Below are 23,478 nucleotides of genomic sequence, written 5' to 3'. Positions count from 1 at the left end.
GGGCGATCCACGGGCGCGGCGCCATCGGGGGACCAGCCGGACATGGCCTACAGTTTCGATTTCTCATCCCTGGCCGACTATGGGCCGGTGCTGGCGAAGGGGGTCGCCATCACCGTGGAGCTGATCGTGGTCGGCGGCACGCTCGGCGTCGGGCTCGGCATCGCCTGCGCCTGGGCGAAGGCGCTGGGGCCGCGCTGGCTCCGGCCGATCGTCTCGGCCTATGTGGAGCTGATCCGCAACACGCCGTTCCTGATCCAGCTGTTCTTCATCTTCTTCGGCCTGCCGGCGGTCGGCGTGGGGCTCACCGAGATGCAGGCGGCCATCCTCGCCATGGTCATCAATCTCGGCGCCTATGCCTGCGAAATCATCCGCGCCGGCATCGAGGCGACGCCGCGGGGCCAGTTCGAGGCTGGCGCGAGCCTCGCCATGAGCCCCATCCAGACGTTCCGTCATGTGGTGCTGGTGCCGGCCCTTCAGAAGATCTGGCCGGCGCTCAGCTCGCAGATGGTCATCGTGATGTTCGGCTCGGCGGTGTGCTCGCAGATCTCGGTGGAGGAGCTGACCTTCGCCGCCAACTTCATCCAGTCACGCACCTTCCGGGCCTTCGAGGCCTACATCGTCGCGACCCTCCTCTATCTCCTGCTGGCGGTGCTGCTGCGCCAGGTGATGCGGGGGCTCGGGCTGGTTCTCTTTCCCCGCCGGAGGAAGGCGACATGACCCAATTCACGACCTGGGACATCGTCTCCAACCTCCTCCTCGCCGCGCGCTGGACGGTGCTGCTCTCCATCCTCGCCTTCGTCGGCGGCGGCGTGCTGGGCCTCGTGGTGCTCTACTGCCGCATCGCCCGGAAGGTGTGGCTGCAACGGGCGGCCAATCTGTACATCGAGCTGTTTCAGGGCACGCCGCTGCTGATGCAGCTGTTCCTCATCTTCTTCGGCCTGCCGCTCATGGGCCTCGACGTCTCGCCCTGGGCGGCGGCGTTCGTCTCGCTGACGCTGTGGACCTCCGCCTTCCTCGCGGAGATCTGGCGCGGCTGCGTGGAAGCCGTTCCGAAGGGTCAGTGGGAGGCCTCCTCCTCGCTGGCCATGAGCTTCTTCGAGCAACTGCGCTACGTGGTGCTGCCCCAGGCGCTGCGCATCGCCGTGCCGCCCACGGTGGGCTTTTCCGTGCAGGTGGTGAAGGGCACGGCGCTGACCTCCATCATCGGCTTCGTGGAGCTGTCCAAGGCCGCCACCATCATCACCAACGCCACGTTCGAGCCGTTCACCGTCTACGGCTTCGCCGCCCTCATCTATTTCGTGCTGTGCTGGCCTCTGTCGAAGAGCAGCCAGCTTCTCGAAAGGAAGCTGAATGTCGCTCATCACCATCACTGAGGTCCGCAAAAGCTTCGGCCAGAACGAGGTGCTGAAGGGCATCAACCTCGACGTGGCGGCCGGGGAGGTCATCGCCATCATCGGCAAGTCGGGTTCGGGCAAATCGACCCTTCTGCGCTGCGTGAACGGGCTGGAGACCATCAATGACGGCGCCATCACCGTCGCCGGCGCCCAGCTCCTGCCGGACGAGGTGCACCTGCGCGCGCTCCGGCTGAAGGTCGGAATGATCTTCCAGGGCTTCAACCTGTTCCCCCACCTCACCGCGGGGCGCAACGTGATGCTCTCGCCCATGGTGGTGAAGAAGGTGTCGCAGAAGGAGGCCGAGGCCGAGGCACGGGTGCGCCTCGAGCAGGTGGGCCTTGCCCACAAGTTCGATGCCTACCCCGATGAACTCTCGGGCGGCCAGCAGCAGCGCGTCGCCATCGCGCGGGCGCTCGCCATGAAGCCGCTCGCCTTGCTGTGCGACGAGATCACCTCCGCCCTCGATCCCGAGCTGGTGAACGAGGTGCTGGCCGTGGTGAAGAAGCTGGCCGAGGAGGGCATGACCCTGCTCATGGTCACGCACGAGATGCGCTTCGCGCGGGAAGTGTGCGACCGGGTGGTGTTCATGCACCAGGGCCGCGTGCACGAGATCGGCCCGCCTGAAGATGTATTTGCGAATCCTCAGACGGCGGAGCTCAGGCAGTTTCTCGGCCAAAGCTGAGGCCCTGACGCGGGTTGCGTTACGGTCAAGCCTGACGCGGTGCGGCAATGCGGCCTATGCGCCATCCTCCCGTCATGTTGCCGCCTTGATCCGCCTGTGTTAGGCACTCCGGGATTTCGAGGGACGGGTTCAGCCCCCTCGCGAGGTCGCATAATTTTATTCCCAACAGATCAAGGGCTTGGGGAGAGGTGACGCAAGGTGCGTGACCGGCCCTGGAAGTCCGAGAGAGGTGCGGGGTGGCGGATACGATCGTGTCAGGCATGGCGGGGCGCTATGCGACCGCGCTGTTCGAACTGGCGAGGGAGGCCGGCGCCGTCGATTCCGTTAAGGCGGATCTCGATCGACTGTCGGCCATGATTGCTGAAAGCGCGGATCTGGCGCGGCTGGTGAAGAGCCCGGTCTTTTCGGCCGAGGAGCAGCTCAAAGCCATCACCGCGGTTCTTGGTCAGGCGGAGATTTCCGGTCTTGCCGGGAATTTCGTGAAGCTGGTGGCGCAGAATCGCCGTCTCTTCGCGCTGCCCCGGATGATTTCCGACTATGCCGCCCTCGTTGCCGCCCAGCGCGGCGAGACGACGGCGCAGGTGACGGTGGCCGCTCCCCTGAGCGACACCCACTTCGCCGCGCTCAAGGAAGCGCTGGCGCAACAGACCGGCAAGGACGTGAACCTCGACGTCACCGTCGATCCGTCCATCCTCGGTGGTCTCATCGTGAAGCTCGGCTCCCGCATGGTCGACGCCTCCCTCAAGACCAAACTCAATTCTATCCGGCATGCGATGAAAGAGGTCCGCTGATGGACATTCGAGCCGCTGAAATCTCCGCCATCCTGAAAGAGCAGATCCAGGGCTTCGGCCAGGAGGCCGAGGTCTCCGAGGTCGGTCAGGTGCTCTCCGTCGGTGACGGCATCGCCCGCGTCTACGGCCTCGACAATGTCCAGGCCGGCGAGATGGTCGAGTTCGAGAATGGCACGCGCGGCATGGCGCTGAACCTCGAAATCGACAACGTCGGTATCGTGATCTTCGGCTCCGACCGCGAGATCAAGGAAGGCCAGACGGTCAAGCGCACCGGCGCCATCGTGGACGCCCCGGTCGGCAAGGGCCTGCTCGGCCGCGTCGTGGACGCCCTCGGCAACCCGATCGACGGCAAGGGCCCGATCATGTTCACCGAGCGTCGCCGCGTCGACGTGAAGGCGCCGGGCATCATCCCGCGCAAGTCGGTGCATGAGCCCATGCAGACCGGCCTCAAGGCCATCGACGCGCTGATCCCGATCGGCCGCGGCCAGCGCGAGCTGATCATCGGCGACCGCCAGACCGGCAAGACCGCCGTGGCGCTCGACGCCATCCTGAACCAGAAGCCCCTCAACGCCGGCGACGCCCCCGAGAGCCAGAAGCTCTATTGCGTGTACGTCGCGGTGGGCCAGAAGCGCTCCACCGTCGCGCAGTTCGTGAAGGTGCTCGAGGAGCAGGGCGCGCTGGAATATTCCATCGTCGTCGCCGCCACCGCCTCGGACGCCGCGCCGATGCAGTTCCTGGCGCCGTTCACCGGCACCGCCATGGGCGAGTATTTCCGTGACAACGGCATGCACGCGCTCATCATCCACGACGACCTGTCCAAGCAGGCCGTGGCCTATCGCCAGATGTCGCTGCTGCTGCGCCGCCCGCCGGGCCGCGAAGCCTATCCCGGCGACGTGTTCTACCTCCACTCCCGCCTGCTGGAGCGCGCGGCCAAGCTGAACGACGCCCACGGCGCCGGTTCGCTCACCGCTCTCCCGGTCATCGAGACCCAGGCGAACGACGTGTCGGCCTATATCCCGACCAACGTGATCTCCATCACCGACGGCCAGATCTTCCTTGAGTCCGACCTGTTCTACCAGGGCATCCGCCCGGCGGTGAACGTCGGCCTCTCGGTGTCGCGCGTGGGCTCCTCGGCCCAGATCAAGGCGATGAAGCAGGTCGCCGGCAAGATCAAGGGCGAGCTCGCCCAGTATCGTGAGCTCGCGGCCTTCGCCCAGTTCGGTTCCGACCTCGACGCCTCCACCCAGAAGCTGCTCAACCGCGGTGCCCGCCTGACCGAGCTGCTGAAGCAGAGCCAGTTCGCTCCGCTGAAGGTTGAGGAGCAGGTGGCGGTGATCTTTGCCGGCACCAACGGCTATCTCGACCCGCTGCCGGTCTCCAAGGTCCGCGAGTTCGAGCAGGGCCTGCTTCTGGCGCTGCGCTCGCAGCATCCCGAAATCCTGGAAGCCATCCGTTCGTCCAAGGAAATCTCCAAGGACACCATGGAGAAGCTGACGAAGGCCATCGACGCCTTCGCCAAGAGCTTTGCCTGAACGGCGCCTGTTCCTCGAACCTGACGGACGGGCACGATGGCGAGCCTGAAAGACCTAAGAAACCGCATCGCCTCGGTGAAGGCGACGCAGAAGATCACCAAGGCGATGCAGATGGTCGCCGCGGCGAAGCTGCGTCGCGCCCAGATGGCGGCGGAAGCGGCCCGTCCCTATGCCGAGCGCATGGAGACGGTGCTGGGCAATCTTGCCGCCGGCATCATCGGCGGCGGGCAGGCGCCCGTCCTCATCGCCGGCACCGGCTCCACCCAGAAGCAGCTGCTTCTGGTGGCGACCGGCGAGCGCGGCCTGTGCGGCGCCTTCAACACCTCCATCGTCCGCCTCGCCCGCGAGCGGGCGCAGCAGCTGATCGGAGAAGGCAAGGACGTCAAGTTCTTCTGCATCGGCCGCAAGGGCTACGACCAGCTGCGCCGGGTCTATCCCGACCGCATCATCGAGCTGGTGGACCTGCGCTCCGTCCGCACGCTGAGCTTCAAGGATGCCGACGCCATCGCGTCGAAGATCCTCGCCCTGCTCGACCAGGGTGCGTTCGACGTGTGCACGCTCTTCTACGCCCAGTTCAAGAGCGTGATCTCGCAGGTTCCGACCGCCCAGCAGATCATCCCCGCCACCTTCGAGGCGCGGGACGCGGGCGCGGCCGGTCCGGACTATGAATACGAGCCGGCCGAGGAGGACATCCTCTCCGACCTCCTGCCCCGCAACATCGCGGTGCAGATCTTCCGCGCCCTCCTGGAAAACCAGGCGTCGTTCTATGGCTCGCAGATGAGCGCCATGGACAACGCGACGCGGAACGCGGGCGACATGATCAAGAAGCAGACGCTGATCTACAACCGGACGCGTCAGGCCATGATCACGAAGGAACTCATCGAAATCATCTCCGGCGCCGAAGCGCTCTGACCACGGCCTGGACGAGGACAAAGGACGACGAACATGGCGAATCCCACCGGACGCATTACCCAGGTCATCGGCGCCGTTGTCGACGTGCAGTTCGACGGCCATCTGCCGGAAATCCTGAACGCGCTCGAGACCACCAACCACGGCAACCGCCTGGTGCTCGAAGTCGCCCAGCATCTCGGCGAGAACACCGTCCGCACCATCGCGATGGATGCCACTGAGGGCCTCGTGCGCGGCCAGCCGGTCGCAGACACCGGCGCGCCGATCCAGGTGCCCGTGGGCGAGGCCACCCTCGGCCGCATCATGAACGTGATCGGCGAGCCGGTGGACGAGCTCGGCCCGGTGATCGGCGACGGCAAGCGCGCCATCCACCAGCCCGCCCCGTCCTACGCGGACCAGTCGACCGAGGCGGAAATCCTCGTCACCGGCATCAAGGTGGTGGACCTGCTCGCGCCCTATTCCAAGGGCGGCAAGATCGGCCTGTTCGGCGGCGCCGGCGTGGGCAAGACCGTGCTCATCATGGAGCTCATCAACAATATCGCGAAGGCGCACGGCGGTTATTCCGTGTTCGCCGGCGTGGGTGAGCGCACCCGTGAAGGCAACGATCTCTATCACGAGATGATCGAGTCCAAGGTGAACGTGGATCCCCACGAGCACAACGGCTCTGCCGCCGGCTCCAAGTGCGCCCTCGTGTACGGCCAGATGAACGAGCCTCCGGGCGCCCGCGCCCGCGTCGCGCTCACCGGCCTCACCGTCGCCGAGCACTTCCGTGACCAGGGCCAGGACGTGCTGTTCTTCGTGGACAACATCTTCCGCTTCACCCAGGCCGGCTCGGAAGTGTCGGCGCTGCTCGGCCGCATTCCCTCGGCGGTGGGCTACCAGCCGACGCTGGCCACCGACATGGGCGCGCTGCAGGAGCGCATCACCACCACCACCAAGGGCTCGATCACCTCGGTGCAGGCCATCTACGTGCCGGCCGACGACCTGACCGACCCGGCGCCCGCCGCCTCCTTCGCCCATCTCGACGCGACGACCGTGCTCTCGCGCTCCATCGCCGAGAAGGGCATCTACCCGGCGGTGGACCCGCTGGACTCCACCTCGCGCATCCTCTCCCCGCTGGTCATCGGCGAGGAGCACTACAACGTGGCGCGTCAGGTGCAGCAGACCCTCCAGCGCTACAAGGCGCTGCAGGACATCATCGCGATCCTGGGCATGGACGAGCTCTCCGAAGAGGACAAGCTCACCGTGGCCCGCGCCCGCAAGATCGAGCGCTTCCTCTCGCAGCCCTTCCACGTCGCGGAAGTGTTCACCGGCTCCCCGGGCAAGCTCGTGGACCTGAAGGACACCATCTCCGGCTTCAAGGGCCTGGTGGAAGGCAAGTACGACTACCTGCCCGAGCAGGCCTTCTACATGGTCGGCTCCATCGACGAAGCCATCGAAAAGGGCAAGAAGCTGGCCGCCGAGGCGGCCTGATCCCAAACACGCGGCGGAGCGATCGCGATGAACATCAAGATCGTCTGCCTCGTGCTCGGGCTGCTGGCCGGTGGCATCACCGGCTGGCTCACCCGGCCCCAGGTGGCGGAGTTGCGCCTCCCGGGAATCGATATCCGCGTACAGGGGGAGGGGCCGCGCGGCGGCCTCACTTCCGAGCAGACCCGCCACATCCTGCTCGCGGCCGTGGTGGGCGCGATCATCGGCCTGGGCGTCGGCTTCGTCGCCGACCGCCGCCGCTGACCGGACACGAGATTTCACGGAGCCGTCCGGCTCCTACCCATGGCGGAGCCGTTCCGCCGGCCTGATCCTCCCGAGGGCGGCCGGCAGGCTCCCGCGGGATCCCCGGCGGGGACGACCCGGAGATTGAACAGATGGCGACCTTACCTTTTGAGCTGGTCTCCCCCGAGCGCCTCGTCTTTTCCGGCGCCGTGACCGAGGTGATCGTGCCGGGCGCGGAAGGCGAGTTCGGCGTTCTGGCCGGCCATGCGCCCTTCATCGGCATGCTCAAGCCCGGCATCCTCACCATCAAGGCCGACGGCGGCGCCAAGCGCTATTTCGTCCGCGGCGGCTTCGCCGAGGTGAACCCGGCTGGACTCACCATCCTCGCCGAAGAGGCGAAACCGGTCGAGGAGCTTGATCTCGGTGCCCTCGCCCAGCAGATCCAGGACGCCCGCGAGGACGCGAACGACGCCACCGGCGACGACGCCAAGCAGCGTGCGGCCCGCCATCTCGCCGACCTGCAGCAGGTCTACGAGGCGCTGGAGCGCGACCGAAGCGGCGCCACGACGCACTGAGCCGTTCGGCGAGACAAATGAAGGGAGGCCCGGGCTGCAAGCCCGGGCCTTTTCTTTTGGGGTGACCTGTGGCGCGGGCTGTTGTTCCAATCAATGCGGCGTGGTCAGCTACGCGCTGCGGGGGATGCCATGACCGCTGCTGACGCGACGACGAAGAGGCGGCCCGAGCCGTCCGCAGGTGCCCCGAGCCGACGGAGCGTTGTCGCCGGACTTGCCGCCGGGGCCGGCAGCGTCCTGGCGCTCTTCCCATCCCCAACCCGCGCCGACGCGATGGTCGGGCCGCCAAGGCCCGGGGACGAGGACCTGATGCGCGAGGCCATCGCCCTGGCCGCTCAGTCGGACTTCCCTTTCGGGGCGGTGATCGCACGGGGCGGGACAATTCTGTCCCGTGGCCCCAATCTCGGCCGGCAGCTGAACGACCCCACCGCCCATGCCGAGATGGTCGCCATTCGCCGCTTCCTCGCCGCGCGGCCCGCCGAAGAATTGAAGGGGGCGACGATCTACGCCACGGCCGAGCCGTGCCCCATGTGCATGGGCGCGATTCTGTGGTGCGGCCTTTCTCGCGTGGTCTTCGGCGCATCGCTGGAGGAGGTTGCGGCGAAATACGGCCGCCAATCGCAGATCGGGCTCCCTGCCCTCGACGTTGCGCGGAGGATGGCCGATGCGGCGCCGTTCCTGAAGGTGGAGATCACCGGGGGCGTGCTGGGGTCCGAAGCGCTGGCGATCTTCGATAATAAACTAAAACGATAGACATTATATTATTATGGCTGGTATGCTTCTTGCGGCTTGGAAGTCGTCCAAACGGGAGAAACCTGCATGCAGCCCGCCCCCCTGCACGCCCAATCCGCGCCCCCCGCGTCCCCGCTTCTGGCTGGGTCCAACCCCGCGCAGGCGCTGCTGCTCACCGAGAACGCCGCCCTCACAAACGGCCCGCCCCTCCTCTTCCAGCGACTCACCGCCAAGGAGCGCGAGGAGGTGCTGCGCGAGGGCCAGAAGCGCGTCGTCTATCGCGGCAAGATGCTGTTCTCCCAAGGCACGCCGCACGATGGCATCTTCCTCATCGAGAGTGGCCGCATACGTGTTTTCTACATCGCGCCTTCGGGCCGGGAGATCACGCTGGCCTACTGGAGCGCGGGTAATTTCGTCGGCGGGCCGGAGCTGTTCGGGCAGGGGCAGCACGTATGGTCCGGCGTCGCGGCGACCAACAGCGTGGTGGTCCATCTCTCGGGCAAAACCCTGCGCCGGCTGATTGCCCAGGTGCCGGCTTTCGCCATCGGCCTCATCGAAGGGCTCACCTTCAAGGGCAAATGCTACTCGGCCCTTGCCCAGATGCTGGGCACGCGGTCCGTCACCGAGCGGCTCGCTCATCTGCTCATCCACCTCGCCGACACCTATGGCGTGAAGGAGGACGGTGCCATCGCCATCGGCTCGGCCTTCACCCACGCGGACCTCGCCCACATGGTCGGGGCCACCCGTCAATGGGTCACCATCAGCCTCAAGCGTTTGCAGGAGCAGGGGGTTCTCAGGGCGGAGAAGGCCAAGATCGTGGTCTACGACCTCGAGGCCCTCCACGTCATGCGGGGCGACCGGTAAGTCCGATAGCTGTTTGCGCGCAGCAATGCGCACGATGATGAAAAAGGAGGCGGGTCCGCAAAGGAGGCAACTAATCGACACCTCGGCCGCATCTTCCTTTGAACGGATCGAACCTGACACCCGAAGATCACCGTCGAGAGCCGTCTTAGCCCCGAGAGGTGGATCTGATGAACCCGTTTCGACCCAGCATTCTTCGCAGCATTGCCGTTGCCCTCGCCACATCGTGCGCCGTTCTCCCGGCGGCGGCGGAGACCATCACCTTCGGCATCGGCACGCAGGATACGACGACCAACACGGTGACCACCGGCGTCGTCATCAAGGAGCTGAAGCTTCTGGACAAGTACCTGCCGAAGGACGGCAAGTACGCCGGCGCCACCTACAACATCGAGTGGCAGAACTTCACCTCCGGCCCGCCCGTCACAAATGGCATGATGGCCGACAAGCTCCAGTTTGGCGGCATGGGTGATTATCCGCTGGTGGTGAACGGCTACACCTTCCAGTCCAATCCGCAGTCCAAGTCCCAGCTCATCGCGGTGGCCGCCTACAACATCTACGGCTCCGGCAATGGCGTGGTGGTGCACAAGGACTCGCCCTTTTTCGAACTGAGCGATCTGAAGGGCAAGGTGCTCAGCGTGCCGTTCGGCTCCGCCGCCCACGGCATGATCCTCAAGGCCATGCAGGACAAGAACTGGCCGGCCGACTACTTCAAGCTGGTCAGCCAGTCGCCGGAGGTGGGCTCCACCAACCTCCAGGAAAAGAAGATCGACGCCCACGCCGATTTCGTGCCCTTCGCCGAGCTGCTGCCGTTCCGCGGCTTCGCCCGCAAGATTTTCGATGGCGTCGAGACGAATGCCCCCACCTGGCACGGCGTGGTGGTGCGCACCGACTTCGCCGAGAAGTATCCGGAAGTCGTGGTCGCCTATATCAAGGCGGTCATCGAGGCCAATGACTGGGTCCGCAAGAACCCGAAGGAAGCCGCCGAGAAGATCGCCAAGTGGACCGGCATCGACAAGGAAGTCGTCTACATCTTCCTCGGCCCGGGCGGCATCATGACCATGGACCCCACCATCAAGCCCCAGCTGGTCGATGACGCCGCGCAGGACGCGAGCGTGTTGCAGAAGCTCGGCCGCATGAAGGAATTCGACGTCAAGGCCTGGGTCAACGACAGCTACGCCCGCCAAGCCTACAAGGAGTTGGGGCTCGATTACGAGGCGCAGCTGAAGAGCCTTGCCAATTACGAGATCTCCGGCGACGACACCTTCTGCAAGACCAAGATTTCCGAACCCCGCAAGGCCGGCGAGATCTGGGTGGAAGGCGAGGGCATCAAGCCTTATTCCAGCGCTGCCTGCACCCTGGGCGCCCTCGCGGAGCTGAATGCCGCCGGCAAGAAGGTCAACATGACCTATCTGTTCGACTCCTCTCGCGGTATCAAGCTGTTCGCGACGGATGCCTTCTATGCGGTCTCCACCAAGGACGGGAAGACCGAGATCCAGCCCTTCATGCTGAAGGCCGATGCGGAAGCGGCGGCGGCCAAGGGCGGCGGCAAGGTGCTGCCCTTGGCCGATGCGCTGAAGGCCGCGTCCGCGGCCCGCGGGTGAGCGTCATGAGCAGCATTGCCGTGAAGGCCGCGCCCGTGAAATCCACGACGCTCCACCTCGCCGGCGACGGCGGGGCGGCAGCCCGTCCCGTCGCGCCCGGTCATATCGTCCTGCGGCCGGAGCGGGAGGCGGTGGCGGCGATGCCGGCGCCGGACCGGTCCGTCGCGGGGCGCGCGCGGCGCTGGCTCAAGCTCAATGCCGGTACCATCCGCGCGACGCTGCTCGGGGCGCTGGCCATCGGCCTGTTCATCCTCGCCTGGCATGTGGTGACGGTGAACCGCATGTCCTTCTATGTGCGGTTCATCAACGTGCCCTCGCCCGAGCAGGTGCTGGAGAGCGCGCGCGCGGCCTTTTCCACCGGCGCCTTCCTCAACCACATCTTCATTTCCTGCCGGCGCATCTTCATCGGCTTCGCGCTCGCCGCTTTGGTGGCGGTGCCGCTGGGCCTGCTGATGGGGCGCTTCCAGTTGCTGAAGGAGTTCGTCTTTCCTGTCTCGGAAGTGCTGCGGCCCATCCCGGCCATCGCCTGGGTGCCCATGTCCATCATGCTGTGGCCGACCAACGAGGAAAGCATCGTCTTCATCACCTTCCTCGGCTCCTTCTTCCCCATCCTCATCAACACGCTGCATGGCATGGCCAATGTGGACGAGGTGCTGGTGCGCGCCGCCCGCTGCCTCGGCGCCACCGAGCGGGCGACCTTCCGCGAGGTCTATTTCCCCGCCGTGCTGCCGCAGGTGTTCACCGGCCTCACCGTGGGCATGGGCGTCGCCTGGGTCTCGCTGATCGCGGCGGAGATGATCTCCGGCCAGTTCGGCATCGGCTATTTCACGTGGGAGGCTTACTCGCTGGTGCAGTATCCGGACATCGCGCTGGGCATGATCACCATCGGCGTGCTCGGCCTCGCCTCCTCCTTTCTCATCCGCATCGCGGGCCGGGCGGTGACGCCCTGGTCGCGCGCCAAGTGAGGCCTGCCATGGCGATCCCCGCGACCCCGCCGGTGAGGACCGGCCTCATCGAGGTCACCGACTTCAACCTCGCCTATGACACCATCGACGGCGCCGTCATCGCGGTGCGCGATGCGGATCTGGTGGTGAACCCCGGCGAGTTCGTCTCCATCATCGGACCTTCGGGCTGCGGCAAGTCCACCTTCCTCAATGCGGTGGCCGGCTTCCTCAAGCCCACATCAGGCATGGTCACGGTGGACGGCGAGCCGGTGAAGGGGCCCTCCGCCGACCGGGGCATGGTTTTCCAGCAGTATTCGCTGTTCCCCTGGAAGACGGTGCGGGAGAACGTGGAGTTCGGCCTCAAAATGCGCGGCATGGGCAAATCCGAGCGGGCGGTCGCCGCGCGGACCCTGCTCGGCCTTGCCGGCCTGTCCGCGTTCGAGGACCATTATCCCGATCGCCTCTCCGGCGGCATGAAGCAGCGCGTGGGCATCGTCCGGGCGCTCGCCACCGGGCCGAAGGTGCTGCTGCTCGACGAGCCGTTCGGTGCGCTCGACGCGCAGACGCGGGTCATCATGCAGCAGATCCTCACCAACCTCTGGCAGCGGCTGGGCATCTCGGTGCTGTTCGTGACGCACGACATCGACGAGGCGATCTTCCTCTCCGACCGCATCTACGTGATGACCGCCCGCCCCGGCACCATCAAGGCCGAGGTGACGGTGCCCCTGCCACGCCCGCGCGACGCCGCCCTTCAGCTGACGCCGGAATTCGTGCAGCTTCGGGCCGAACTCGGCGCGCTTATCCGCGAGGAGAGCCTCAAGGCCATGGGTGGCGAGCTGAACGAGGACGCGCTGAAGGGTCTGGCAGTGAACCTCAATGGGGCGAGCCTCGCCGAGGTCGTGTGAGGCTGGCGCGCCTTTGCCCTGTTGCCGTCGCCCTCCGGCTTGACCGGAGGGTCTGTCTTTCCACCCTCTCTGGCTTGGTAAGACAGGGACAAACGTTGGCATGGGTCCTCCGGTCGAGCCGGAGGACGACGGCGGTTGACGTGGCACTTTCCACATCTTCACGTATTCAAAAAATCCGCAATTAATTGACCCTGCAAGGCCTTAGTCCTCAAGAGCGCGGCACTCCCCGGCTAAAATAAAATCGAACAACAACCGGACCTGCCCCATGGCCTACGTCGTCACCGACAAGTGCATCCGCTGCAAATTCATGGATTGCGTCGCCGTCTGCCCGGTGGACTGCTTCTATGAGGGCGAGAACATGCTCGTCATCAAGCCGGACGAGTGCATCGACTGCGGCGTCTGCGAGCCGGAATGCCCGGCCGCCGCCATCTCCGCCGACAGCGATCCGGCCGCCGCGCCGTGGATCGCGCTCAACGCCGAATATGCGGCCCTGTGGCCCAACATCGCCGAGAAGAAGGAGCCGCCGGCGGATGCCGCGCAGTGGATGAACGTGGACGGCAAGTTCGAAAGCGTCTTCTCCCCGGCGCCGGCTGACGCGTGAGGCGATCATGAGCAATTTGAACACCGAGACCGTGCTCGAGGTCCGCCACTGGACCGACCGCCTCTTCTCCTTCACCGCCACCCGCGACAGCGCCTTCCGCTTCAAGAGCGGCCAGTTCACGATGATCGGCCTCGACGTGAACGACAAGCCGCTGCTGCGCGCCTATTCGCTCGCCTGTGCGCCGCACGAGGAGCAGCTGGAATTCTTCTCCATCAAGGTGCCGGACGGCCCGCTCACCTCGCGTCTCCAGATGCTGCAGCCGGGCGATCCCGTCCTCGTCGGCCGCCGGCCCACGGGCACGCTGCTGCTGGACAATCTCAAGCCCGGCAAGCGCCTTTATCTGCTCGCCACCGGCACCGGCCTCGCGCCCTTCGTGTCCATCGCCAAGGACCCGGAGGCCTATGAGCGTTTCGAGCACATCATACTCGTCCATGGCTGCCGCGAGGTGGCGGAACTCGCCTACGGCGAGCAGGTGGTGGCGGACCTGAAGGCCCACGACTTCCTCGGCGAATATGCGCAGACGCAGCTGCTGCATTATCCGACCGTCACCCGCGAGCCGTTCCGCAACCGCGGCCGCGTCACTGACCTCATGGAGAGCGGCCAGCTCTTCGCCGACCTCGGCCTGCCGGACCTCGACGCCGAGCACGACCGGGTGATGCTGTGCGGCTCACCGCAGATGATCGCCGATACCAAGGCGCTGCTCGAATCCCGCGATTTCGCGGAGGGCGCGGGCAATCGGCCGGAGACCTATGTGGTGGAGAAGGCCTTCGCCGAGCGCTGAGCGTTGCACATTGCAAAATCATGCAACGGGCCGGTAACGATCCGAAGCTAGGCTGTCGCGCCAGATCCCGATGATGGAGATGCTGGTGTCGATACGTTCTGAATTTGGATCGCGCCTGCGCGCAATGGCCGGAGCGGCTGTCATGCTGGCCGGCGTCCTCGCCGCCGGAGCCGCCGCGGCGGCCCAGCCGGCGGTGGCGGTGACGAATGTGAACCTTCGGGCAGGGCCGAGCACCAGCTTCCCCACCGTCGTCACGGTGCCGGCCGGCGCGGCGCTGCAAACCTACGGCTGCCTTGCGGACTATTCCTGGTGCGATGTTGCGCTCGGCAACGTGCGCGGCTGGATGGCGGCGCAATACATCAAGGTCGTGCCCTCCGCCGGCGCCTCGCCGGTGGTGATGACGGCGGCGGTGGCGGCGGGCCTCGGCATCGCGGCGGTGGCGTTCAACCAGTCGTACTGGAACACCCATTATGTGGGTCGCCCCTGGTACGGCCAGTGGAACCGCTATTACGGCCCCTATGCGCGCGGCCCTGTCGGCCATGTAGGCGCCACCAGCTGCCGCAATGGCGTCTGCCGTCATGTGGACGCGACGCGCGGCCCGGCTGGCAACACGGTGGTGCGCCGGGGCGTGGTGGTGCGTTGATCGAATAAATCGATCAATTGTAGAAAAACAACTCGTTTGATCGATCCATGTCAGGGGGGCATCCTCGTCTCAAGAGGACCCCCTGCCATGACCGACAAGCACCTGACCGATCCCGCGCTCATTCCCCCCGTTCCCCTGCCTGCCCCCGCATCGGGTGGCCCGCTGGTGACGGCCTTCGGCGGCATCCTGCCGGGCGTCGCCTACACGGTGGTGATCGCGGCGGCGGCCTACGCCATCCGCCAGGTTCCGGGCATGGGGCTCGTCAGCCCGCTCATCATCGCCATCGTCATCGGCATGGCGCTGCACAACATCTTCGGCACGGCGGCCATCATCAAGCCCGGCGTGAAGTTCGCGCTCCGGCGCATCCTGCGCTTCGCCATCGTGCTTTTGGGCCTCCAGCTCACCTTCGAGCAGGTGCGCTCGGTGGGCGTGGTGGGTTTCTCCATCGTCGCCTTCACCCTGTTCGCCACCTTCTTCGTCACCCGCTGGCTCGGCCGCGCCATGGGGGTGGACCGGCAGCTCTCGGAGCTGATCGCCGCCGGCACGGCCATCTGCGGCGCCTCGGCGGTCATCGCCACCAATACGGTGACGCGCGGCTCGGACGAGGACGTGGCCTATGCGGTGGCCTGCGTCACCATCTTCGGCTCGCTCTCCATGCTGCTGATGCCGGCGCTGATCCCGTTCACCGGCTTCGACGCCCATGCCTTCGGCCTGTGGACCGGCGCCTCCATCCATGAGGTGGCGCAGGTGGTTGCGGCGGCCTTCCAGGGCGGCCAGCAGGCCGGCGAGTTCGGCACGGTGGCGAAGCTCTCGCGGGTGATGCTGCTGGCCCCCCTCGTCATCGGCCTTGGGGCTGCGGCGGTGATGCGGGCGCGCGGCGACAAGTCGGCCGGACATGCGAGCCCCCCCATGCCGTGGTTCGTGTTCGGCTTCATCGCCATGGTGATGGTGGCCTCCAGCGGCTACGTGCCCCCCGAAGTGAAGATGCCGGTGGCCACCACCACCACCTTCCTTCTCGCCGTTGCGCTGGGCGCCATGGGTCTGGAGACGGACATGCGCAAGCTGCGCCTCAAGGGCATCAAGCCCCTCCTGCTCGGCGCTGCCGCCTGGCTGTTCATCTCGGTGCTTAGCTTCATCCTCATCAAATCCTTCATGTGATACGAAGGCCCGTGGGCGTCGCCCACGGGCCTTTTACATTGAGCCCGCGCGGCGTTTGAGCGGGGCAAGGGTGATCGGGCGGGATGACGCTGGAGCAACTGAAGGTCTTCGTCGCCGTCGCCCGCGCGCTCCACATGACCCGCGCCGCCGAAACTCTGAACATGACCCAGTCGGCCGTCAGTGCCTCTGTCGCGGCCCTTGAGGCCTCCTGCGGGGTCGCCCTCTTCCATCGCGTCGGACGCCGCATCGAGCTGACCGAGGCGGGCCGCGTCTTCGTGCCCGAAGCCGAGGCCGTGCTGGCCCGCGCCGGCGCGGCGGAGACCATCCTTGCCGATCTGTCCGGCCTCAGGCGCGGCCGGCTGTCCATCCACGCCAGCCAGACCATCGCCAATTACTGGCTTGGCCCGCTGCTCAACCGCTTCCACAAGCTTTATCCCGACATCGCGCTGGAAGTGGTGATCGGCAACACCGCGCAAGTGGCGTCGGCGGTGCGGGCCGGGGAGGCGGATCTCGGCTTCGTGGAAGGCGAGGTGGAGGAGGCGCTGCTGGCGCGGGTCACAGTGCCCGGCGACCGGCTGGTGCTGGTGGTGGCGGCCCACGATCCCTGCGCCGACCTCAAGGCCCTAACCCCGGCCGACCTCCTCGACATGAACTTCGTGCTGCGCGAGCCGGGCTCGGGCACGCGGCAGGTGTTCGAGGATGCCCTGCGTGTATCGGGGGTCGATCCGTCCCGGCTGAAGGTGGTGCTGGAATTGCCGTCCAACGAGGCGGTGGTGAGCGCGGTCGCCGCCGGGGCCGGAGCGACGGTGATTTCCGATCTCGTCACCGCCTCAGGCCTCGCCATGGGCACGCTGAAGCAGCTGCCGCTGACCTTGCCGGCCCGGCGGTTCTACGCCCTGCGCCACGCCGACCGCTACAATTCGCGGGCGGCACAGGCGCTGCTGGCGCTGGTGCGCGAGCCGGAGGCGGCGCCCGAGGAGGCCCCGGCCGCGCCGGTCAGCCGCCCGCGGCCTCGAGCTCGGCGCTGACCTCCAGCCATTCCTCCTCCGCCTGCGCCAGCTTTTCGGCCGCCTCGGCCCGCTCCTTGGCGAAGCGGGCGGCGTCGAGCGGCTTCGCGGCATGGAGCCCGGCGTCGGAGAGCTTGGCGTCCAGTCCCTCGATCTGCTTCGTCAGCTTGTCCACGGCCCCTTCCAGCTCGCGGATGCGCTTCTTGAGCGGGCCGGTGGCGATGCGGCGGGGCGCGGGGGTGGAGGCGGCTTCCGCCTTGGTCTCGGAGCGGTCCTTGCGCCCCTTGTCGGTCATCCGGTCGCCGTCGGAGCGGGAGAGAACCTCGCTCTTGTACTGGTCGAGGTCGCCGTCATAGGCCTTCACCGTGCCGCCGCTCACGCGCCACAGCTGTTCCGCGCAGGCTTCCAGCAGATGCCGGTCGTGGGAGACGAGGATGACCGCGCCGGGGAAGTCGTTGATGGCCTCGATGAGCGCCGCGCGGGCCTCGATGTCGAGATGGTTGGTGGGCTCGTCGAGGATCAGCAGATGCGGCCCGCGGAAGGTGGCGAGCCCCAGCAGCAGTCGCGCTTTCTCGCCGCCGGAGAGGGAGGAGACCTTGGTGTCGGCCGTGCCGCCGGAGAAACCCATTTCCGCCGCCCGCGCCCGCACTCGCGCCTCGGGCGCGTCGGGCATCAGCTTGCGCACATGCTGGGCGGGGCTGTCGCCGGGAATGAGTTCGTCGATCTGGTGCTGGGCGAGATAGGCGACTTCCAGCTTGTCGGCGCGCACGACCCGCCCGCTCTCCTCCTTCAGCCGGTCGGCGAGGAGCTTGGCGAAGGTGGACTTGCCGTTGCCGTTGGGCCCGAGGAGGGCGATGCGGTCGTCCTCATCGATGCGCAAATTGAGGTTCTGGAGGATCGGCCGGCCGGGCACATAGCCCACCGCCACCTTCTCCAGCACAACGATGGGCGGGGAGAGCAGCTTTTCCGGATGGCGGATGGAAATGGCCGCCGCCTCCTCGCTCACCTGCGCGGCCAGGGGCTCCATGCGGGCGAGGGCCTTGAGGCGCGACTGCGCCTGCTTCGCCTTCGTGGCCTTGGCGCGGAAGCGGGCGACGAAGGATTCCATGTGCGCGCGCTGCATCTCCTGCTTCTTGCGCGCCTTCTGGTCCAAGAGCAGCCGCTCGCGTCGCTGCCGGTCGAACGAGGTGAAGCCGCCCTTGTAGAGGGTGAGCTTCTGCCCGGTGAGGTGGAGGATGTGGTCGACGCTCTCGTCCAAGAGGTCGCGGTCATGGGAGATGAGGATCACCGTGCGCGGATAATGCGCGAGGTAATCCTGCAGCCAGAGCGTGCCTTCGAGGTCGAGATAGTTGGTGGGCTCGTCGAGCAGCAGCAGGTCCGGTTCCGTGAAGAGCAGGGCCGCCAGCGCCACGCGCATGCGCCAGCCGCCGGAGAATTCCGAACAGGGCCGCTGCTGCGCGCTCTCGTCGAAGCCGAGGCCGGCGAGGATGGTGGCCGCCCGCGCCGGCGCCGCATGGGCGCCGATGTCGAGGAGCCGCATCTCGATCTCGCCCATGCGGTTGGGGTCCTGCGTGGTCTCCCGCTCATTGAGCAGCGCCGCGCGCTCCGTATCGGCGGCGAGCACGCGCTCGATCAGGCTGTCCGGCCCGGCCGGCGCCTCCTGGGCCACGCGGCCGATGCGGGTGCGGTTGGGCAGGCGGATGGCGCCGGATTCCAGCTCCAGCTCGCCCACCAGCGCCTTGAAAAGTGTGGTCTTGCCCGAGCCGTTGCGCCCGACCACGCCGACGCGCGCATTCTCGGGGAGGGCGACGGAGGCATGGTCGATGAGCAGGCGCCCGGCAAGGCGCAGGGAAATATCGTCGAGAACGATCATGCCCGGCTTTTCGCAGGCGAGGCCGGGCAGGGCAAGATGGCGAAGGCTCGACTAGAGGGCCTCGCCCCTGAGCAGCTTCGGCACTTCGCCGGTGAGGCCGGCCGCATCCTTGATGAACAGGCCCTTCAGGCGCGGCAGGCGGTCCACCAGCCCGAGGCCCACGTCGCGGATGGCGCGCAGCGCGTCGGAATGGTTGGAAAACAGGCGGTTGAGCCCATCCGTCGCGACGCCCATGGCCAAAGTGTCGAACCGCCGCCAGCGCTGGTAGCGCTCCAGCACGGTGGGCGAGGCGAAGTCGAGGCCGACGCGGGCCGCGTCCGTCACCACTTCGGCGAGGGCGGCGACATCGCGCAGGCCCATGTTCAGCCCCTGCCCGGCGATGGGGTGGATGACGTGGGCGGCATCGCCCACCAAAGCGAGCCGGTCGCCGACGAAGGCGCGCGCCATGGCGAAGCCGAGGGGATAGGCGCGGGGCTTGGTGACCGGCTTCACCCAGCCGAGGCGATGGCCGAAGCGCTGCTCCAGCTCCTCCTGGAAGATGGCGGAGGGCAAGGCGAGGAGCCGCTCGGCATCGGCGGTGCGCTCGGTCCACACCACCGAGCAGCGGTTGCCCGGCAAGGGCAGGATGGCGAACGGGCCGGCGGGGAGGAAATGCTCCTCGGCGCGGCCCTCGTGCGGGCGCTCGTGCTCCACCACGAAGGTGATGCCGCTCTGCCCGTAGCCCCATGAAACGGTGGAGATGCCCGCCATCTCGCGGATGCGCGAGCGCGCGCCGTCGCAGGCGACCAGCAGGCCGGCGCGCAGCGGCGCGCCCGAGGCGGAGGCCAGTTCGACACCGCCGCCCTCGCTGCGGAAGGATGTCACCGCCTCCTCGCGCAGGTCGATGCCGGCGGACCGGGAGGCCGCCACCAGCGCCTGCTGCAGATCGAGGTTCGGCACCATGAAGGCGAAGGGCTCGCCCGGTTCCACATCGCCGTCGAAGGTGAGGAAGGTGGGGCGCGCCACGTCCTTGGTGCGGCTGTCAGTCACCACCATGGTCCGCATTGGCTCGGCCTTGCCGGCAAGCTCCTGCCACACGCCGAGGCTGGTGAGCATGCGCCGCGCGCAGGCGGCGATGGCGGAGCAGCGCCCGTCATCCATGCCGGCCCGGGAGAGGGTGGGGTCGTAGAGGGTGATGTCGGCGTCGGGGCCGAGGCCCTGGCGCAGGGCGAGAGCGAGGCTCAGCCCAGCAAGCCCGCCGCCGACGATGGCGACGTCCGCCCGTTCCGCCTGCGCACGACCGGCTGCAGGATTGGCGGACCAGCCGGTCTCCGGAAGCGGTGCGTTCGGGGAGCCCATGACCTTCACTCCTGATGATTGTTCTCGTTGTACGCCGATCAAGGCCGAATGGCTCGCCTATAGGGGAGCCGGCTGACGTTTTGGGGTTGACGGTCGAGGCGTGGGCGTGGCGTCCTGCCCTCGACTGAACCGCGCGACCCGCATCCCGTTCCACCTTCTTGACGCTGCCGCCTTTGAGGCGCGCGGCGCTCGGCGAGCCCCCTGCATGACCGCCCAGAATCCCGACGTGGAGAAGCTCCTCGGTATCCTTGACCTCGAGCCGCTTGAGATCAACCTGTTCCGGGGTCGCAGCGTATCGCCCACCGGGGGGCGGGTGTTCGGCGGGCAGGTGATCGCCCAGGCGCTTGTCGCCGCCCGCCGCACGGTGGATGAGGCGCGGGTCACCCACTCCCTGCACGGCTACTTCCTGCTCGGCGGCGATCCCACCGTCCCCATCATCTACGACGTGGACCGCATCCGCGACGGCCGCTCCTTCACCACCCGGCGGGTGGTGGCGATCCAGCACGGCGAAGCCATCTTCAGCATGTCGGTGTCGTTCCAGAAGCCGGAGGAGGGCTTCACCCACCAGAGCCAGATGCCGGACGTGCCGCAGCCCGAGGAACTGCCCGGGGATGAGGTGTGGCGGGAGCGCCTGCTCTCCCGCTTTCCTGGCGCTGCCGGCCGCGACTGGATGGCCCACCGTCCGTTGGAGGTGAAGCCCACCAGCCTGGACATGTCCTATCTCGGGTCCCCGGGGGCGCGGCCGAGCATCTGGATCCGCGCCCGCGGCCCGCTGCCGGACGAATTGCCCATTCATCAGGCGGTGCTCGCCTATGCCTCGGACCTTTCCCTGTTGCAGGCGGCGCTACTGCCGCACGGCAAGTCCGTGTTCGACACGGACGTGCAGGTGGCGAGCCTCGACCACGCCCTGTGGTTCCACCGCCCGTTCCGCGCCGACGACTGGCTGCTCTATACCCAGGAGAGCCCTGCCGCCTTGGGCGGGCGCGGATTCTGCCGGGGTGAGCTGTTCTCGCGGGACGGCCTTCTGGTTGCTTCGGCGGCACAGGAAGGCCTCATGCGGCCGGTAACGCCGCGCGGATAGGCAGGCGGCGTTTTTCTGCGTTGCGGTGCGTCATCACGCAAGTGCGAACAGGACGTGTCGCTATCTTGGGCGTTAAGATTAAAAAATGGGCGTAAAAAGCGGCAAGCAGGCGGCGGAGCCCCTGTTGCGCGCGCCGTGGCGGAAAAATATGCACGGGACTCCCGGTGTCCGCTGCGCTCCCCCTCTCTTGGCACGGTAATTGATTCCGGTGTCCGCAGGCTTGCCAGCCGCGGCGCGGATCTCCCCGACCCGCTCGGCGAAGCCGCCGCGAGAAACGCCGCTCGGGCTTCATGGGAAGCGCAGTGGCATCAGGGGACAGGAACCGATCCATGAAGATCGTCATGGCCATCATCAAGCCATTCAAGCTGGAGGAGGTGCGCGACGCCCTCACCGGTATCGGTGTGCACGGTCTCACCGTGACCGAGGTCAAGGGCTACGGGCGTCAGAAGGGCCACACCGAGATCTATCGCGGCGCCGAATACGCCGTCAGCTTCCTGCCGAAGCTGAAGATCGAGGTCGCGGTGTCCGCCGACCAGGTCTCCAAGGTGGTCGAGGCGATCACCGCGTCCGCCAAGACCGGCCAGATCGGCGACGGCAAGATCTTCGTCATTCCGATCGAGCACGCCGTGCGCATCCGCACCGGCGAGACCGACGCCGACGCCCTTTGAGCCTCATCTCTTTCACGGAGCATTCATCCATGACGTCCAAGACGTGGTCCCGCGTGGGGGTTCCCGCGCTTCTTCTGGCGCTGGCGGTAGCCGCGCCGGTGCTGGCCCAGACGGCTCCCCCGGCGGCCGACGCCGCTTCCGCCGTTCCCGCCGCGGCAGCCGCCCCCACCGTGAACAAGGGCGACGTGGCCTGGATGCTCACGTCCGCGCTGCTGGTGCTGATGATGTCGGTGCCCGGCCTGTTCCTGTTCTACGGCGGCCTCGTGCGCGCCAAGAACATGCTCTCCGTGCTGATGCAGGTCGCCTACAGCGTATGCATCGTCGGCCTTATCTGGGTGCTCTACGGCTACTCGCTCGCCTTCACCGGCGGCTCGCCCTTCATCGGCGGCTTCTCCAAGGCGTTCCTGTCCGGCGTTACGGGCGAATCCCTCGCCGCCACCTTCTCGGTGGGCGTGGCCATTCCGGAGTGGGTGTACATCGCCTTCCAGATGACCTTCGCCATGATTACCCCGGCCCTCATCTTCGGCGCCTTCGCAGAGCGCATGAAGTTCTCCGCCGTGGTGCTGTTCGTGCCGCTGTGGGTGACCTTCGTGTACTTCCCCGTCGCGCACATGGTCTGGTACTGGGCCGGCCCGGATGCGATCGACGCCGCCGCCAAGGCTGTCGCCGCCGCCGCTGACGGCACCGCCAAGACCGCCGCGCAGGCTGCCCTCGACGCCGTGCTGGCTGACGCCGGCTACATCTTCTCCCTCGGCGCCATCGACTTCGCGGGCGGCACCGTGGTGCACATCAATGCCGGCATCGCCGGCCTCGTGGCCTGCATCATGGTCGGCAAGCGCCTGGGTTATGGCAAGGAGGCGCTCTCGCCCCACTCGCTGACGCTCACCATGGTCGGCGCCTCCCTGCTGTGGGTCGGCTGGTTCGGCTTCAACGCCGGCTCCAACCTCGAGGCCAACGCCGTCACCGGGCTGGCCATGATGAACACCTTCATCGCCACCTGCGCGGCCGGCATGTCCTGGATGTTCGTGGAGTGGCTGGTGAAGGGTAAGCCCTCCATGCTCGGCCTCGCCTCGGGCATCGTCGCCGGCCTCGTCGCCGTGACCCCGCCGTCGGGCTTCGCCGGCATCATGGGCTCGCTGGTCCTCGGCCTGATCGTCTCCCCGATCTGCTTCATCTTCTGCACCGCCATCAAGAACGCGCTGGGCTACGACGACGCCCTCGACGTGTTCGGCGTGCACGGTGTGGGCGGCATCGTCGGCGCCATCGCCACCGGCATCCTGGTGAGCCCGTCCCTCGGCGGCACCGGCATCTACGACTACACCACCGGTGCGGTCGCGGCCTACGACATGACCGCCCAGGTCATCGCCCAGCTCAAGGCTGTCGGCGTGACCGTGGTGTGGTCGGGCGTCGGCACGGCGGTCATCCTGTTCGTGATCTCGGTCATCGTCGGCCTGCGTCCCTCCACGGACGTGGAGCGCGAGGGTCTCGACATCAACGAGCACGGCGAGCGCGCGTATCATTCGTGATCCTGGCGGGGCGGCCTCGTCGCCGCCCCGTGGTTCTTTAAAAGAGGGGAACCAAGAAGAACCCCGGCACCGTTGGTGCCGGGGTTTTTCTTTGCCCGCCGCAGCTCGAGGGCGCTGGCGCTGCGCCGATCTGCGGGCTTTTCCCGGCCCTCCGCGCCTGATAGAA

General features: G+C 67.1%; 24 protein-coding genes. 22 read left to right on the top strand and 2 right to left on the bottom strand.

All coding sequences use genetic code 11. The annotated features are described in order from the left end of the window. Positions 1 to 42 precede the first annotated feature (42 nt). The 19 genes from J2126_RS10735 (at position 43) to J2126_RS10645 (ending at position 16,847) form a co-directional block, all read left to right on the top strand. Positions 43 to 717: an amino acid ABC transporter permease gene (locus tag J2126_RS10735; RefSeq protein WP_209486653.1), complete on the top strand. Its 675-nt coding sequence runs from the start codon at positions 43 to 45 to the stop codon at positions 715 to 717. Next, positions 714 to 1,373: an amino acid ABC transporter permease gene (locus J2126_RS10730; RefSeq protein ID WP_209486647.1), complete on the top strand. Its 660-nt coding sequence runs from the start codon at positions 714 to 716 to the stop codon at positions 1,371 to 1,373. Before J2126_RS10735 ends, J2126_RS10730 begins: the two co-directional genes overlap by 4 nt. Then, positions 1,351 to 2,076, top strand: coding sequence for an amino acid ABC transporter ATP-binding protein (locus tag J2126_RS10725; protein ID WP_209486645.1), 726 nt, complete (start codon positions 1,351 to 1,353; stop codon positions 2,074 to 2,076). The genes J2126_RS10730 and J2126_RS10725 overlap by 23 nt, the downstream gene beginning before the upstream one ends. Positions 2,077 to 2,312: 236 nt before the next feature. After that, positions 2,313 to 2,867: a F0F1 ATP synthase subunit delta gene (locus J2126_RS10720; protein ID WP_209486643.1), complete on the top strand. Its 555-nt coding sequence runs from the start codon at positions 2,313 to 2,315 to the stop codon at positions 2,865 to 2,867. Next, positions 2,867 to 4,399, top strand: coding sequence for a F0F1 ATP synthase subunit alpha (gene atpA / locus J2126_RS10715; RefSeq protein WP_209486636.1), 1,533 nt, complete (start codon positions 2,867 to 2,869; stop codon positions 4,397 to 4,399). The genes J2126_RS10720 and atpA overlap by 1 nt, the downstream gene beginning before the upstream one ends. 36 nt (positions 4,400 to 4,435) lie before the next feature. Further along, on the top strand, positions 4,436 to 5,311 hold the full coding sequence (locus J2126_RS10710) for a F0F1 ATP synthase subunit gamma (RefSeq protein ID WP_209486634.1): 876 nt from the start codon (positions 4,436 to 4,438) through the stop codon (positions 5,309 to 5,311). A 33-nt stretch (positions 5,312 to 5,344) separates the two neighbouring features. Further along, positions 5,345 to 6,781 (top strand): F0F1 ATP synthase subunit beta, encoded by a 1,437-nt coding sequence (gene atpD, locus J2126_RS10705; protein ID WP_209486632.1) that lies wholly within the window; start codon positions 5,345 to 5,347, stop codon positions 6,779 to 6,781. Between the two features lie 27 nt (positions 6,782 to 6,808). Further along, complete coding sequence (locus J2126_RS10700; protein ID WP_168457145.1) at positions 6,809 to 7,042, top strand: hypothetical protein; 234 nt, start codon at positions 6,809 to 6,811, stop codon at positions 7,040 to 7,042. A 131-nt stretch (positions 7,043 to 7,173) separates the two neighbouring features. Continuing rightward, entirely contained in the window at positions 7,174 to 7,596 is a 423-nt protein-coding gene (locus J2126_RS10695) for a F0F1 ATP synthase subunit epsilon (RefSeq protein ID WP_209486630.1), read from the top strand. 306 nt (positions 7,597 to 7,902) lie between these two features. Beyond that, entirely contained in the window at positions 7,903 to 8,346 is a 444-nt protein-coding gene (locus J2126_RS10690) for a nucleoside deaminase (RefSeq protein WP_209486628.1), read from the top strand. Between the two features lie 66 nt (positions 8,347 to 8,412). Further along, the gene (locus J2126_RS10685) at positions 8,413 to 9,189 is read left to right on the top strand and encodes a Crp/Fnr family transcriptional regulator (protein ID WP_209486621.1); all 777 of its coding nucleotides are present in this window, start codon (positions 8,413 to 8,415) and stop codon (positions 9,187 to 9,189) included. 167 nt (positions 9,190 to 9,356) lie between these two features. After that, positions 9,357 to 10,787 carry an ABC transporter substrate-binding protein gene (locus tag J2126_RS10680; RefSeq protein ID WP_209486619.1) on the top strand — a complete coding sequence of 477 codons (1,431 nt, stop codon included), beginning with the start codon at positions 9,357 to 9,359 and terminating at the stop codon, positions 10,785 to 10,787. Between the two features lie 140 nt (positions 10,788 to 10,927). After that, the gene (locus tag J2126_RS10675; protein ID WP_245327841.1) at positions 10,928 to 11,752 is read left to right on the top strand and encodes an ABC transporter permease; all 825 of its coding nucleotides are present in this window, start codon (positions 10,928 to 10,930) and stop codon (positions 11,750 to 11,752) included. A gap of 8 nt (positions 11,753 to 11,760) precedes the next feature. Beyond that, entirely contained in the window at positions 11,761 to 12,636 is an 876-nt protein-coding gene (locus tag J2126_RS10670; RefSeq protein ID WP_209486615.1) for an ABC transporter ATP-binding protein, read from the top strand. 265 nt (positions 12,637 to 12,901) lie between these two features. Next, positions 12,902 to 13,237 carry a ferredoxin FdxA gene (gene fdxA, locus J2126_RS10665; RefSeq protein WP_209486613.1) on the top strand — a complete coding sequence of 112 codons (336 nt, stop codon included), beginning with the start codon at positions 12,902 to 12,904 and terminating at the stop codon, positions 13,235 to 13,237. 7 nt (positions 13,238 to 13,244) lie between these two features. Next, positions 13,245 to 14,018 (top strand): ferredoxin--NADP reductase, encoded by a 774-nt coding sequence (locus tag J2126_RS10660; protein ID WP_209486611.1) that lies wholly within the window; start codon positions 13,245 to 13,247, stop codon positions 14,016 to 14,018. 142 nt (positions 14,019 to 14,160) lie between these two features. Continuing rightward, on the top strand, positions 14,161 to 14,661 hold the full coding sequence (locus J2126_RS10655; protein WP_209486609.1) for an SH3 domain-containing protein: 501 nt from the start codon (positions 14,161 to 14,163) through the stop codon (positions 14,659 to 14,661). An 87-nt stretch (positions 14,662 to 14,748) separates the two neighbouring features. Continuing rightward, positions 14,749 to 15,819, top strand: a complete 1,071-nt coding sequence (locus tag J2126_RS10650; protein WP_209486606.1) for a YeiH family protein — start codon at positions 14,749 to 14,751, stop codon at positions 15,817 to 15,819. A gap of 83 nt (positions 15,820 to 15,902) precedes the next feature. Then, positions 15,903 to 16,847: a LysR substrate-binding domain-containing protein gene (locus tag J2126_RS10645; protein WP_209486604.1), complete on the top strand. Its 945-nt coding sequence runs from the start codon at positions 15,903 to 15,905 to the stop codon at positions 16,845 to 16,847. On the opposite strand, the gene J2126_RS10640 is transcribed toward J2126_RS10645, so the two are convergent. After that, positions 16,816 to 18,699 carry an ABC-F family ATP-binding cassette domain-containing protein gene (locus J2126_RS10640; RefSeq protein ID WP_209486602.1) on the bottom strand — a complete coding sequence of 628 codons (1,884 nt, stop codon included), beginning with the start codon at positions 18,697 to 18,699 and terminating at the stop codon, positions 16,816 to 16,818. The genes J2126_RS10645 and J2126_RS10640 overlap by 32 nt on opposite strands. A gap of 51 nt (positions 18,700 to 18,750) precedes the next feature. After that, on the bottom strand, positions 18,751 to 20,037 hold the full coding sequence (locus tag J2126_RS10635; protein WP_209486594.1) for a ubiquinone biosynthesis hydroxylase: 1,287 nt from the start codon (positions 20,035 to 20,037) through the stop codon (positions 18,751 to 18,753). A gap of 205 nt (positions 20,038 to 20,242) precedes the next feature. Between J2126_RS10635 and tesB the strand changes: the two genes are divergently transcribed. From tesB to J2126_RS10620, 3 genes are all read left to right on the top strand, one after another. Then, positions 20,243 to 21,118 (top strand): acyl-CoA thioesterase II, encoded by an 876-nt coding sequence (gene tesB, locus J2126_RS10630; RefSeq protein WP_209486592.1) that lies wholly within the window; start codon positions 20,243 to 20,245, stop codon positions 21,116 to 21,118. Between the two features lie 329 nt (positions 21,119 to 21,447). Beyond that, positions 21,448 to 21,786, top strand: a complete 339-nt coding sequence (locus tag J2126_RS10625; protein WP_024276769.1) for a P-II family nitrogen regulator — start codon at positions 21,448 to 21,450, stop codon at positions 21,784 to 21,786. Between the two features lie 29 nt (positions 21,787 to 21,815). Beyond that, a complete protein-coding gene (locus J2126_RS10620) occupies positions 21,816 to 23,312 on the top strand; it encodes an ammonium transporter (protein ID WP_209486590.1) in 1,497 nt (498 codons plus the stop codon). The last annotated feature ends 166 nt before the right edge of the window (positions 23,313 to 23,478 follow it).

Origin of the sequence: Xanthobacter flavus (genome assembly GCF_017875275.1) — a bacterium.
Lineage (GTDB): Bacteria > Pseudomonadota > Alphaproteobacteria > Rhizobiales > Xanthobacteraceae > Xanthobacter > Xanthobacter flavus_A.
Note: the sequence above shows the minus strand (reverse complement) of the source record. Positions and strands in the feature narration are given on the sequence as shown.